12 protein-coding genes and 2 pseudogenes are annotated in these 12,102 nt (G+C 55.6%); 9 read left to right on the top strand and 5 right to left on the bottom strand.

Annotation, left to right across the window (positions count from 1 at the left end; genetic code table 11):
• Position 1: 1 nt before the first annotated feature.
• Complete coding sequence (locus RTCIAT899_RS19075; RefSeq protein ID WP_015341869.1) at positions 2-574, bottom strand: DcrB/PsbP domain-containing protein; 573 nt, start codon at positions 572-574, stop codon at positions 2-4.
• A 134-nt stretch (positions 575-708) separates the two neighbouring features.
• Between RTCIAT899_RS19075 and RTCIAT899_RS19070 the strand changes: the two genes are divergently transcribed.
• Positions 709-1,365, top strand: a complete 657-nt coding sequence (locus RTCIAT899_RS19070; protein ID WP_015341868.1) for a response regulator transcription factor — start codon at positions 709-711, stop codon at positions 1,363-1,365.
• A gap of 50 nt (positions 1,366-1,415) precedes the next feature.
• Positions 1,416-2,693 carry an ATP-binding protein gene (locus RTCIAT899_RS19065; protein ID WP_051043295.1) on the top strand — a complete coding sequence of 426 codons (1,278 nt, stop codon included), beginning with the start codon at positions 1,416-1,418 and terminating at the stop codon, positions 2,691-2,693.
• 500 nt (positions 2,694-3,193) lie between these two features.
• On the opposite strand, the gene RTCIAT899_RS19060 is transcribed toward RTCIAT899_RS19065, so the two are convergent.
• Both RTCIAT899_RS19060 and RTCIAT899_RS19055 read right to left on the bottom strand, forming a co-directional pair.
• Positions 3,194-3,619, bottom strand: coding sequence for a type II toxin-antitoxin system VapC family toxin (locus tag RTCIAT899_RS19060; RefSeq protein WP_015341866.1), 426 nt, complete (start codon positions 3,617-3,619; stop codon positions 3,194-3,196).
• Complete coding sequence (locus RTCIAT899_RS19055; RefSeq protein ID WP_015341865.1) at positions 3,619-3,873, bottom strand: type II toxin-antitoxin system Phd/YefM family antitoxin; 255 nt, start codon at positions 3,871-3,873, stop codon at positions 3,619-3,621. The genes RTCIAT899_RS19060 and RTCIAT899_RS19055 overlap by 1 nt, the downstream gene beginning before the upstream one ends.
• A 217-nt stretch (positions 3,874-4,090) precedes the next feature.
• Here RTCIAT899_RS19055 and RTCIAT899_RS32050 point away from each other — a divergent pair.
• Positions 4,091-4,568 (top strand): annotated as a pseudogene (locus RTCIAT899_RS32050) (transposase); the annotation flags it as partial.
• Positions 4,569-4,804: 236 nt separating this feature from the next.
• Positions 4,805-5,663, top strand: a protein-coding gene (locus tag RTCIAT899_RS19045) for an IS5 family transposase (RefSeq protein WP_244441492.1) whose coding sequence is annotated in 2 segments (ribosomal slippage) — positions 4,805-5,308 and positions 5,310-5,663 — 858 coding nt in all. Because the reading frame shifts where the segments join, the coding sequence is not laid out codon by codon here.
• Here the strand turns inward: RTCIAT899_RS19045 and RTCIAT899_RS19040 are convergent.
• Positions 5,660-6,319, bottom strand: coding sequence for a hypothetical protein (locus RTCIAT899_RS19040; RefSeq protein WP_015341864.1), 660 nt, complete (start codon positions 6,317-6,319; stop codon positions 5,660-5,662). The two genes, RTCIAT899_RS19045 and RTCIAT899_RS19040, sit on opposite strands and share 4 nt — an antisense overlap.
• A gap of 202 nt (positions 6,320-6,521) precedes the next feature.
• Between RTCIAT899_RS19040 and RTCIAT899_RS19035 the strand changes: the two are divergent.
• A pseudogene (locus RTCIAT899_RS19035) lies at positions 6,522-6,860 on the top strand (transposase); the annotation flags it as partial.
• Between the two features lie 618 nt (positions 6,861-7,478).
• A complete protein-coding gene (locus RTCIAT899_RS19030) occupies positions 7,479-8,351 on the top strand; it encodes a GGDEF domain-containing protein (RefSeq protein ID WP_148289262.1) in 873 nt (290 codons plus the stop codon).
• 79 nt (positions 8,352-8,430) lie between these two features.
• Here the strand turns inward: RTCIAT899_RS19030 and RTCIAT899_RS19025 are convergent, their stop codons facing one another.
• Positions 8,431-8,667 carry a hypothetical protein gene (locus RTCIAT899_RS19025; RefSeq protein ID WP_041678065.1) on the bottom strand — a complete coding sequence of 79 codons (237 nt, stop codon included), beginning with the start codon at positions 8,665-8,667 and terminating at the stop codon, positions 8,431-8,433.
• 427 nt (positions 8,668-9,094) lie between these two features.
• Here RTCIAT899_RS19025 and folE point away from each other — a divergent pair, with 427 nt between their 5' ends.
• From folE to RTCIAT899_RS19010, 3 genes are read left to right on the top strand one after another with little or no spacing between them, the layout of a single operon-like run.
• On the top strand, positions 9,095-9,697 hold the full coding sequence (gene folE, locus RTCIAT899_RS19020; RefSeq protein ID WP_015341861.1) for a GTP cyclohydrolase I FolE: 603 nt from the start codon (positions 9,095-9,097) through the stop codon (positions 9,695-9,697).
• The gene (locus RTCIAT899_RS19015; RefSeq protein WP_081598412.1) at positions 9,636-11,258 is read left to right on the top strand and encodes a cryptochrome/photolyase family protein; all 1,623 of its coding nucleotides are present in this window, start codon (positions 9,636-9,638) and stop codon (positions 11,256-11,258) included. Before folE ends, RTCIAT899_RS19015 begins: the two co-directional genes overlap by 62 nt.
• A gap of 11 nt (positions 11,259-11,269) precedes the next feature.
• A complete protein-coding gene (locus tag RTCIAT899_RS19010; protein ID WP_041678063.1) occupies positions 11,270-11,956 on the top strand; it encodes an SDR family NAD(P)-dependent oxidoreductase in 687 nt (228 codons plus the stop codon).
• The last annotated feature ends 146 nt before the right edge of the window (positions 11,957-12,102 follow it).

The following is a 12,102-nucleotide window of genomic DNA, read 5'->3' as shown; positions in this document are numbered from 1 at the left end:
GTCATCTCCACTGCAAAGAGTTGGAGATCCACTGCCACTGGTCGACATTGTCTGCACCGGCCGGTGCGGCGAGATCGAGCGTGACCGTCTTGCCATCCTTGAACAGAATGAAGCGCTCGTGCTCGAGCCTGATCTGCTTGTTCGTCACCGGATTTGCCACGGAATTCGACACATAACTGATGCGAACGGCCGGCCCCGCTGCAAGCTTTACATTCTTGACGGCAGTGACTTTGACTGCGTGCCCCGCCGCTTTGAGGTCCGGGATTTCGTGTGCATTGGCTGAGGACGCTGTTGGAGCAGCACTCGCGGCGCCAAGGGTAGCATCTATCTCATCGTATTTATCGGAGAACCGAACGCCATGGTCGATCTCGGCGCGTGACCATCCTTCTGGCACCTTCAGAGCATATCCGTCAGGAGAGGTGTAGGTGATGAAGACCTGATTGTCCGGAATGTCACCCGGCGGGGTCGTCTCCGGCGCGGCGAGCTTCTCCTGTGCCAAAGCGGGAGGAAACGCGCCGGATGACATCATGAGCAGCAAGGCTATTGCGGCGGATATTCGATAGCGGACAGTCATGATTGAGCGCTCCTCTGCGGATTTGAGCAGGCATGTGACGCCAGCAGAATTAGGAGGGTCTTAGATGATCAGCCGTCGTGGAGTAGGCTTAAACCAAATCTGTCCAGGTGGATGCGTTTAGGTTACTTTGAAGCATGCGTGTTCTTGTGATTGAAGATGATGTCATGCTCGGCCGGGCTCTCGTACGAGCGCTCGACGATGCAGGCATGTCGGTGGACTGGGTGCGGGATGGCCACCTGGGGCATGAAGCCGTCACGGTTGGCGGGCATGGCCTTGTGCTGCTTGACCTCGGCTTGCCGGGCCGTTCCGGCCTTGAAATTCTTAGCTCGCTGCGGGCAGTTGGAGACAAGAGGCCAATTCTGGTGATCACCGCCCGTGACGAACTCGACGATCGCATCACAGGGCTGGACCTTGGTGCCGACGACTACCTGGTGAAGCCGTTCGAGGTTAAAGAACTACTCGCACGCATGCGCGCTGTCTTGCGCCGCCACGGAGGTCAGGCGATTTCGATCCTCTACACGAGCGAAATCGAGCTCGACCTATCTAGCCATGAGGTGAAATATCGTGGGTGCGGCGAAGTATTGCCAGCGCGCGAATTTGCCCTGCTTCAGGCATTGCTGGAGCGTCCCGGAACTATTCTTTCTCGCACCCAACTTGAGGAAAGGCTCTATGGTTGGGGTGAGGAGGTGGAAAGCAACGCCATCGACGTCCTCATCCATTACGTCCGACGCAAGTTCGACAAGGACATCATACGCAACGTCCGAGGGGCAGGCTGGATGGTCCCCAAGTGATAAACACCATATCGATCCGACGCACTGCTTTCTTTTGGCTTGCTGGCTTGATGGCGACCATCGGCGCCTGCGCGGCGACAACGTCATACTTCCTCGCTCGGAACGAGGCATCCGACTTCCTTGACAACCAGCTTCGGCAGATCGCCCTTTATGTCGGGGATACGCGTTCATCACCCGTAACAGGGCCAGACAGCGGTGCACCGCACGATCCCGAAGACGACTTCGTCATCCAGGTCTGGGATGCGGCCGGAAGCACGTTGCGGCAATCGCATCCTACCATTGGTATTCCCCGCCAATCGGCGACCGGATTTGCTGACGCTTCGACCGGTAGTGGCAGTTGGCGCGTCTACACGTTGGTCGCACCGGATCGAACTGTTCAGGTTTCCCAGGATATGAGCGTCCGGGAGGAACTGGCGGCTAGTGCAGCGCTCCAGGCGGCACTTCCGATCATCGTTCTCATTCCGTTGTCTTTGCTGACGCTGAGCTGGATCATCGATCGGATCATGGCCCGGCTCAATCGCCTCGCCACCGCGGTCGCCTCCCGAGACACGACGGTGGACAGCCCCGTTCCGACCGACGACGTTCCCGCCGAAGTCATTCCCTTCGTAAGTTCGATCAATCTGTTGCTCGCCCGGCTCCGCGCATTGCTGGAGAAACAGCGGCGGTTTATTTCCGATGCGGCCCACGAATTGCGCACACCGCTCTCGGCGCTGCAAATTCAAATCGACAACCTTAGGCACGACGACCGGGATGGCCGATTTTCCGAGCGCTTGACCGAGCTCGAAGCTGGGATCCGCAGGGCCACCAGCCTCGTGAGCAAGCTGTTGCGCCTCGCGCGCTACGACGCCCACGAGACCGCGCCCCCGCCGCAACCGATCGACCTCGTGCAGCTTGCGCTTGACACCATTGCGCGCCTGACCCCGCTCGCCGAGAGCCGAGGGATCGACCTTGGCATCACGCGCCGGGACAAGGCCGTCACGATCGGTGCTCTAGCTGATTTTGAGATTATCCTCGACAATCTGGTCGAGAACGCCGTGCGGTACACGCCACCGAATGGAACCGTCGATGTCGCGGTGGCCGTAGCCGGGCGCGAGGCACGGATCGAGGTCCGCGACACAGGTCCGGGCATCGCGGAGGAAGAGATGCCACGCGTCTTTGAACGGTTCTTCAGGTCAAGGCCCCAGGATAGCGAGGGGAGCGGCTTAGGGCTGGCGATCGCGAAAGCCGCAGCAGAAAGGCAAGGAGCGCGGCTCACACTCGCCATGCGCGAGGACAGGCCTGGCCTTCTTGCGGGCCTCGTTGTACGAATGGCCCCAATTAGGGCTTAGCTTGCGTTCGGGGCCAACAAAATCAAAGGGGGCGGAGCCTAGTCGAAAGCTATATCTGGCCTGCCTGACGAGGGCGTTGGTTGGGTCGCGCTTATCGAGTCCAGGCCCTTGAGTGAGTTGACAGCACTTTCTGAGGGACTTCGCGATATCCCTCTGCTCTGCGAACTTTTGCTTAACGCAAGATTCCGCCCCCCTTCCGCAAACGACCCTCTATAGCCAAAAATGAGATCTGTATGATGTGATAGGAATCGAACCCTTGTTTTCGCGTCGCATTCCACATTATCAATGACTTAGGCATCCGATCTGGCATAGCCAGATTTATGGAACAGAAAGCAAAGTAGATTCCGCGCCGACTCGTGTACCTGCAAGTGTGGCATGTAGCCGCAAGTCGAAGCGGTTCCTCCGCTTGGCGATCGCTCGCGTGCAGCTCGCTCCAGCCGTAGTCTTGCCGTTGCGGCTAGAAAACCGGTCGAGATGCAATCAGATGATTCAGACGATTTTTATGCCGACATATCCCAAGGATTCACGAGCGCGATACCCATGCCCTCGAAATCCTTAATATTGCGCGTGACCAGCGTCATCCGACGGGTGACGGCTGTCGCCGCAATATAGGCGTCATTGATCGGCTTGGGATTTGGCACATGCCATTTCGCCGCCTGAACAGCCGCCGCCTCATCCAGGGGCAGGATGCGGCCGGAAAACGCCGTGAGAACGGTATTTTCCAGCCAGTTGCGCAGCACCTTTCCGGCGGTGGCATCGTTATGCTCCACCAACCGAACGCCAATCTCCAGTTCGTGCAGGACAACGGAGGAAATGAAGGTCTCGGCCGGATCGACGGTTTCGTTCCAGACCATGACGTTGGGATCAGCCTTGCCGCTCGCGACCTTGCGCAGCTCGGACACGACATTAGTATCGAGCAACAGCATCAGGCCAGATCAACCGGCTGGGCACGTTCCATGCGCTGCGGGAGCGGCAAGTCAACGTCTTCCGCCCCCGGCGCTGCCAACATGTCACCAAGCGTTCGCATTTTGCCTGTAAGCCGCTTGTATTCATCGAACGACAAAAGGACATGCGCAGGCCGACCCCTGTCGGTGATAATGACAGGCCCGTCCTTGGTGGCGCGCTTTGCGCGCCCAAGGTCCTGATTAAGTTCTCGCCCTGAAAGCGTGGTGACGGTCATAGCGAACCTCCAAGAATCGTGGTTACGTAACCACATTTAATCCGCATAGACCGGTATTGCAAGATGGAGCGGTTCGCCGCGCAGCATCCGAACGCCGACTTGAATGTTATCGATCGCGCCAGCGCGACATGAACCGAGTGCTTTCAGCGTTGGTGCATGGATCGTTCATCACGGCTGAAGTACTCGATCCGGACCGTAACAAGCCAACCTTCTGATTATGCCTTTTAAGCACATCGCCTCCCGTCACCATCATATCAGCGAGATGAAGTTCAAGGCCCAAACTAGGTGGAATACGAGGCAGGTCGTCAGCGGCTCGGCAGCCTGACCCTTTGGATGACGCCCGGGCTCTGTCGTCCCGGCAGGCGACGAAGCGGACAACGCCCGGTGGCCAGTCGCGCTATTCCAATTTGACGATCGAGATCGCCTTGACGTTGGGACGGGTGTTCGGCCCGCGTCTTCGTCAGACGGAGGGTTTTGTGATGTGGGTGCTGAACCTGATGGGGCTGGATCTCGCCGTTCCCGATCACACAACCTTGAGCCGGAGGGCACGCAAGTCGCGATTGCTGAAAAGGCGGCGCGATAATCATGGTTATGCCCGCGAGAATGGACCTGTTCATGTCCTCATCGATAGCACGAGGTTGCAGGTCTACGGCGCTGGTCATTGGCTGGAGGAGAAGCATAGTATCAAATTGCGTTGCGCCCTCCTCAATCGAATGCTGGCTTGCGGACGCTCGAAATCCGTCCGCTGCAACTTGATCGCGGAGTGGACAGCGCATCAAAGACGGAAATCCGCCCTCTCTCCGATCGATGCACCAAGGCCTCATGAAGTTGGACCCAAACTGCGAATTTCTTAGAGCCTGACCGAAAAAGAGTTGAGTGAAATCAGTCATTTGTGATTCTGTTTGTTTGCTTAGGACGAACGGAGACCACAATGGGTTGGACTGATTTCACCCGTCGGCAATATGCCCGACGCGCCAGTCGTTATGCAAGTGATCTGACGGACCGGGAATGGGGATTGATCTCGCCTTACCTGCCTGGGCCAAGGCGTTTGGGCAGGCCACGTTGCACCGATCTTCGCGAGGTTGTGAATGCGCTGCTTTATATTGCTTCGACGGGTTGCCAGTGGCGGATGCTGCCAAAAGACTTTCCTCCGTTTACGACAGTTCAGGCCTATTTCTACGAGTGGCGGGCCATGGGCTTATGGAGCCGGATCAACCATCGTCTTGTGATGGAGACGCGCGAGTTGGAAGGTAGGCAAGCCTCGCCGTCTGCTGGCGTGATCGACAGCCAGAGCGTGAGAACCACCGAAAGCGGCGGGATTTCGGGCTATGACGCTGGCAAGAAGATCAAGGGGCGCAAGCGCCACATCATTGTCGACACGCTGGGGCTGATGGTCGGCGTGATGGTGCATGGCGCCGACATTCAGGACCGTGATGGGGGCCCCCGGCCTCCTGAAATCAATCCGCCACCGCTGGCCCTGGCTCCGGCATGTCTTCGCCGATGGTGGCTATGCGGGCGACAAGCTGAAGGGGAGATTGGCGAAGCTCGGCCAGTGGACGATGGAAATCGGCAAGCGTTCCGACAAGGCCGAGGGCTTCACCGTGCTGCCGCGCCGCTGGGTGGTGGAACGGACCTTCGCCTGGCTCGGTCGTTGCCGCAGACTGGCCAAGGATTGGGAGAAAACGGTCGCCTCCGCTGAGGCATGGATCACAATCGCCCACATCCGCATCCTCACGCGGCGGCTCGCAAGATACAGATATTGCCGACGTCTTTTTGAGTCAGCTTCTTAGCCAAGCCCGTGATCGAAGCTATCACGGAGGTTATGTGGGAGCTTGGCGAACGCTTTAACAAGAATCAACTCATGATAAACTTTCGCAAGCATAGCTCTTTCGGTGGGGCGGCACCGAAATAAATCTTTCTCGGCTTGCTTCAACACCTGGAAGAACTCTCGCGCATCGTTTTGACGAAAATTGACCGGCGAAAGCGCCAATTTTCTCCGGTATGGCTGCCCGGTCACATTCTCGAAATAGCGCCTGATCGCCAGCTCAGGAACTTGAAAAAGTAACCATGAGCTGCATGGCTTAATCGCAATACGCGTGCCGTCATGACCGCTAACAATGGCAACGTGATCGGCGGGTATGTGCAAAAGAGCCTGCATCTCTGCACTCTCAACTTCGATTTCCCCGCAAAGCACGAATAGTATATTTACTTGTTGAACATCATATTCCGCGACCCCGATAAGCCCAGCTGAACGTTCCGCGCTGATGATAGTGGCTGAATGCAGCGATTGCATACGGATTTTGCCGGATTTGTATTCTCTGCCGGCGGTGTGAATCGACCAATGCCAGCCTGAGACAAACATGTTTAGATTCCAGCAAGCCGCATCTTGCGAATAGGCCTCAAAAAAGTCAACGCGCTGTTCGACCTTCTTTCCTCCCGTTGCCATCACTCACCCTGTCCCCATTAGAACTTCTGCGGCTACTACGATACTCGAGAGCTTCTAGATGCTCAGACCCAGCATTTTCTGGAGCGAATTGAGGGTGGTGTGAGGCCTTTGAGGCTCGAGAGCTGAGATCGCTCTGGTTTATTTGCTCAGGCAGCCCGGGAGGGCGCGCTCAGGCCCGACAAATGGCTGACCGCTTTAACCTGTCTGCGCCGATGATCTGATCTGCGGTGACGAACAGGCGGTATTGGCCGACAGCGCTTATCATACCCATGCCCGTGAGAAGACGCTGAAGGCCAGAGGCATCAAGGCGCGGCTGATGCGCCGGCCCAACAAGCATCACCGCACATTGCCACCGAAACTGCAGCGCTTGAATGATTTGATCGCCCGCCGGCGCGCGGCCGTCGAGACGACCTTTGCCACATGGAAGCGCCGCATGGGTCTTTCGGTCATCCGTTATCGCGGGCTGATCAAGGCGCAAGCCCAGGTGCTGATGACGGCAATCGCCTTCAACATGCGCCGCTGGGTGACGCTGAGCACCTGAGCCAGCGCACGGACTCCGTCCGCTGCCCCCTCAAATCAAAAACAGCCCCAAAAAACAGCTCGCTAACCAACATAGCGGACAGAAAAACGCGGCCTGTCTCCTCAAACCGTGTCTCTTCACTCTTTTATGCAACGATCCCCTATGGCGAGATTGCGAGGCGGACCGGGTAGCATTGAATCCGACATCGTGACCGATAAGTGAAATGCAGTCGCTCTGCTCGTCTGTTTAGATCCGTCTTTACGACCGGTTGTTTCAAACGAACCTGCGGGTCCCGGCTTCGATTTCACCTGAAGGGAACGAGAAGGACAGCTTCCAAAGCGAGTTGGCAAATTGATCTTCAAGCGCGGATCGAGACAACGGTTTAACGTCGCCGCTGCATTTCGGCTCTATCTCACGCTCCGTCGCCTTCGCGGAGAAGAGACATAGGCAACATAAAATTTTCCACCTACGAAGCAGTATTTTAAAATTCCCTTACATTCCTTATCTCGCAACATATGTAGCGGTCAGTGTAGTTCCGCCGCGATAAACTCATTAAAATTCGACGAATGTCGTTATCGATCGCGCAATAAACCAGAGTCAATTTCCCCGACCAAAAAGAGTATGACCACGGAGCATCAGATGCGGCTAGCTGGCCTTAAAACGACATTCAATTCTTCACTTACGCTCAAAATCTTCTGCACCTGCTTCCTGTCTACACATCTGCCGCTCATTTCACTTGCCGTATACCTGACAATGAGCTCGCATGGAAATCTCGGTCCGATTTTCATCGTTGTTTTGTCCGCCACGCTTGTCGGAACGATATTTTGCCTTGGCTCGGTTTGGATTTTTCTCCATCCGCTCAGGCAGGTCACCCGCGCAATCGAAATTTATCGCGTAAAGGGTCACGTCGAGAAAATCAGCAGCCTGCGCCAGGACGAGATCGGCGTCGTGACGAATGGAGTGGCAAATTTAATCCGCGAACTCGACCGAAAGATAGAGCAACTTCGGCGGCAAGCTTACACCGATCCGCTTACCGGGCTGGGTAATCGCCATTGGTTCAACGAAGCCGCGGCCCGGGAAATAAGTCGCGCCGCTCGGGATAAGACACCGCTCGCGCTGATCTTGCTCGACCTCGACCACTTCAAGCGTATAAACGATGAGTACGGTCATGACGTCGGTGACAAGGTTTTGATGGCAGCGGGCGCGACGATCCAGGATTGCCTTCGACCACACGACGTCGCCGCTCGCATAGGGGGGGAGGAGTTCTCCATCGTGCTAGCGAACACCAATCTGGACACTGCTGTCGAAATTGCCAATCGGCTGAAGACACGATTGGAAAGGATCATCATAAATCCTCTGCCAAACGGACGGGTGACGGCGAGCTTTGGGGTCTACCAAGCGGATCCGGCTAAACAGTCCCTAAAGACGATGCTCAAAGCCGCTGACCACCAACTCTACTCAGCAAAGCGGTCCGGAAGGAATACGGTTTGTTCAGCCGCAGCCCTATCCTAAATTAATCGTACGCGAAGCGAGATCGCACCTCAGCTGCGACAGCAGCACTCGGCGGAGCGGGAACTCAACATGGCGCACTTCAAATGCCTCGGAAAAGGCGCTCAAGTCTATTGTTGGGGCTACCGTATAGGAGATCTTTGAAAAGGGTCGAGTTCACCCGCGGACGCAAGCCAGCCCTTTCATCGATGAATACGACCGAGAGCTTTTTGATCTCGATGGTAAGTGTGCGCGCGTCGTCAGTCCGGCGATACTTCCCTGATTCCAGCAAATCGAAACCATTCAGTGTTGCCCATGCCGCAACAATCTGCGCCGTCATGACATATCCCCTCGCGGAAATGAAGGCGGCCATCGCGCACGTTCAAATCATTCCGCAATTCATGGATAACGTGAGTTCAGGAAGCAGATCTAGCGCGAATTTAACTTGGTATTCGATTGTTTGGGCTCTGTTGCAGCATTGACTCACGTTACATGCTTCGACGAACGGCACGTCCCATATCGGGGGCCACGCGACGGCCGCGCGGACCTGCAAGGCCCAATGAGCGGCAAGCGGCGACCAGTGCATCCGAAGCGTCTCGTTAATGCGGGCACTTGCCGACCAGATGCTCTGCTTTTGAAAGGTCTGTAACGTTGATGTCGCTTAAGCCGCGGCTACGGCGAATGGCGTCTTGCCGTCAGAAAAATTGTTCCGGGAAGCGATCCGGTCATCCGTACAGATCGTAGAAGCTGGTGATACGGAGACAAAAATGGATCAAATCGTTACAGAGACATCTCAGGCGTCGGTCGTTCCAACATTTGAAGAAGTGCAAAATGCAGTTCGCGTTCTTCTCGCTTGGGCGGGCGACAATCCGGGTCGGGAAGGTCTCAAGGATACCCCCGCTCGAGTGGCAAAAGCATATCAGCAGCTTTTTGCGGGATATCATGAGACAGCGGACGACGTTCTGAAGACGACCTTTGGCGAGGTTGCCGGCTACCAGGACGTAGTAATCGTCCGAGATATCCCGTTCTTCTCTCACTGCGAGCACCATATGCTGCCGTTTCACGGTGTTGCCCATGTCGCCTATGTCCCTAGCGAGCGGGTTGTAGGGCTGTCCAAAATCGCTCGTCTTGTCGAATTATTCGCACGGCGGCTCCAGATACAGGAGCGCATGACCAGCGAAATCGCCGTTGCGCTCGATCGGTGCCTGCAAACAAAAGGGGCTGGTGTGATTATCGAGGCCGAGCATATGTGCATGTCGATGCGCGGCGTGTCAAAAAGTGGATCGCGCACGCTGACCAGCACGTTCAATGGCATGTTTCAGAAGGACCCTGCTCTGCAGGCGAGATTTTTTAGCTGTGTTAAGAGATGAAGGTAAAGGCGAGGCCGCGACAGTCGAGACACTCGTCTTCATCCTAGGCGACCAGCTATCCCACTCAATCTCCAGTTTGGATGGCTTCAACTCCGCATCGGATGCCATTCTCATGTGCGAGGTCATGGCCGAGGCAACCTACGTCGGGCATCACAAGAAGAAGATCGCTTTCATATTTAGTTCGATGAGGCATTTCGCCCAAGAGCTTCGTGATAGGGGCTACCACGTCCGCTATGTTACGATTGATGATCCAGCAAACTCCGGTTCATTTGATGGCGAGCTTCGCCGCGCCGTCAGCGATATGTGTCCTAAGAGCATACAGCTCACAGAACCTGGCGAGTGGCGTGTCCATGAGATTGTCTGTGGCTGGCAAGCTTCATTGAACACACCGGTAAAGATAGTTGAGGACAAGCGGTTTATCTGCAGTAAAGCCGAGTTTGCCGCATGGGCGGCGGGGCGAAAAACATTCGTAATGGAGTTCTTCTACCGCGAAATGCGGCGTAAGACCGGCCTCCTAATGCAAGGCGACGAGCCTGTCGGTGGTAAATGGAACTTCGACACTGAGAACAGACGCCCGGCAAATCCTGATATGTTTCGACCCGAACGCCGGGTCACCAGTCAGGACGCGGTAACTGATGAGGTAATTGGCATTGTTGGACGGTTATTCCCCGACAACTTCGGCGAATTGAATGATTTCAACTTTGCGGTAACAAGTTCCGAGGCGATACGCATCTCTGATGACTTTTTGCGTAACCACCTGGCCGAGTTCGGTTCCACCCAAGACGCGATGCTGGCGGACGATCCATTCCTAAATCATTCCCTGCTATCATTCTACATTAACGTGGGGTTCATCGATCCTCTCGACCTTTGCAGACGAGCGGAAAGCGCGTATCTCGACGGTCGTGCACCACTGAATTCCGTGGAAGGATTCATACGGCAGATCATAGGCTGGCGCGAATATATGCGCGGTATCTATTGGCTTAGCATGCGCGCTTACCGCGAAATGAATTTTTTCAACAGCGAGCGGCCACTCCCTGCATTTTATTGGTCAGGCGAAACCGACATGAACTGTGTGGCCACGGTGGTGCGCGAAACACGAGCGAACGCCTATGCGCATCATATTCAACGCCTGATGATCACTGGCAACTTCGCTCTTATCGCGGGTGTCGATCCCAGACAGGTGCACGAGTGGTACCTTGAAGTTTATGCGGACGCCTACGAATGGGTTGAAGTACCTAACGTGATCGGCATGAGTCAATTTGCCGACGGTGGTATCGTCGGTACGAAACCCTATGCTGCAAGCGGCAAGTACATATCGCACATGTCGGATTACTGTGCCAACTGCCGGTTCAGCGTGGAAAAGCGAACCGGGGACGACGCTTGTCCTTTCAATTTTCTTTACTGGGACTTTCTCGCGCGCAACCGCAACCGCCTTTCCGTAAATCGGAGACTTTCACGGCAATACGCAAACTGGGATCGAATGTACGAGGCTGATCGCGTGGAGATTATCGAAAGCGCTGCCCGTTACCTTTCAAAACTTTCCCAACCTGAGGGAGTTTGACGGTGTTTTCCATGACTTCCCTTACCACAGGATACCGGGCTTTGGTGATCGGGGGATCGGGTGGTATCGGTTCGGCAATATCTATTATGCTTGCGCGCGACCCAAGAGTTGCCAGTGTCTCGACTTTGTCCCGATCGACGAATGGCTTCGATTTGGAAGATGAAATGAGCGTGCGTAGACATTCGGACGCGCTCGTTGCACCGCTTCACTTGATTGTCTGCGCAACCGGGGCGCTCACAATAGATGGCTCTCGCCCAGAAAAGAGCATACGCCAAATCGACCTCAGCACTATGATGCGTCAGTTCGCGGTTAACGCGGTCGGCCCCGCGCTCGTGTTAAAGCACTTCACCCCCTTGATGGCGAATAAGGACCGAGCATTAATGGTCGTGCTATCCGCACGCCTGGGGTCTATCAGCGATAATGGGCTTGGTGGATTGATCTCCTATCGCAGCTCGAAAGCGGCGCTGAACCAAATCGTAAAGACAGCATCGATCGAACTTTTGAGGACACATCCCCTGTATGTACTCGCCGCCATACATCCCGGAACTGTTGAAACGCCACTTTCGGCACCGTTTTCCAATGGACATCATCTTTCACCACAAGAAGCGGCAAGATCCATCCTCCAGGTCGCCAACAGCTTAACGCCCGAGCAAAGCGGCGGATTTTTCGCCTATGACGGCAGCCAGATTAGCTGGTAGAAACGACGTGGACCTAGGGCCAAACCGCTTGTGAATTTCTACAGATGGCTGCGGTGGCGGCATATTTTCGAAAACTACGATAGAACTGGAAAAAGCTTGTCCAACACCGTGCTTCAGTGAAATCTTCATAGCGGACGTCGCGAGGC

Origin of the sequence: Rhizobium tropici CIAT 899 (genome assembly GCF_000330885.1) — a bacterium.
GTDB lineage: Bacteria > Pseudomonadota > Alphaproteobacteria > Rhizobiales > Rhizobiaceae > Rhizobium > Rhizobium tropici.
The sequence above is the reverse complement of the archived record's forward strand: the minus strand, read 5'-3'. Positions and strand labels throughout refer to the sequence as shown.

Coding starts and splice junctions, on each gene's coding strand:
- RTCIAT899_RS19075 (WP_015341869.1), bottom strand. CDS start 574: ATGACTGTCCGCTATCGAATATCCGCCGCAATAGCCTTGCTGCTCATG.
- RTCIAT899_RS19070 (WP_015341868.1), top strand. CDS start 709: ATGCGTGTTCTTGTGATTGAAGATGATGTCATGCTCGGCCGGGCTCTC.
- RTCIAT899_RS19065 (WP_051043295.1), top strand. CDS start 1,416: ATGGCGACCATCGGCGCCTGCGCGGCGACAACGTCATACTTCCTCGCT.
- RTCIAT899_RS19060 (WP_015341866.1), bottom strand. CDS start 3,619: ATGCTGTTGCTCGATACTAATGTCGTGTCCGAGCTGCGCAAGGTCGCG.
- RTCIAT899_RS19055 (WP_015341865.1), bottom strand. CDS start 3,873: ATGACCGTCACCACGCTTTCAGGGCGAGAACTTAATCAGGACCTTGGG.
- RTCIAT899_RS19040 (WP_015341864.1), bottom strand. CDS start 6,319: ATGGCAACGGGAGGAAAGAAGGTCGAACAGCGCGTTGACTTTTTTGAG.
- RTCIAT899_RS19030 (WP_148289262.1), top strand. CDS start 7,479: ATGCGGCTAGCTGGCCTTAAAACGACATTCAATTCTTCACTTACGCTC.
- RTCIAT899_RS19025 (WP_041678065.1), bottom strand. CDS start 8,667: ATGACGGCGCAGATTGTTGCGGCATGGGCAACACTGAATGGTTTCGAT.
- folE (WP_015341861.1), top strand. CDS start 9,095: ATGGATCAAATCGTTACAGAGACATCTCAGGCGTCGGTCGTTCCAACA.
- RTCIAT899_RS19015 (WP_081598412.1), top strand. CDS start 9,636: ATGGCATGTTTCAGAAGGACCCTGCTCTGCAGGCGAGATTTTTTAGCT.
- RTCIAT899_RS19010 (WP_041678063.1), top strand. CDS start 11,270: ATGACTTCCCTTACCACAGGATACCGGGCTTTGGTGATCGGGGGATCG.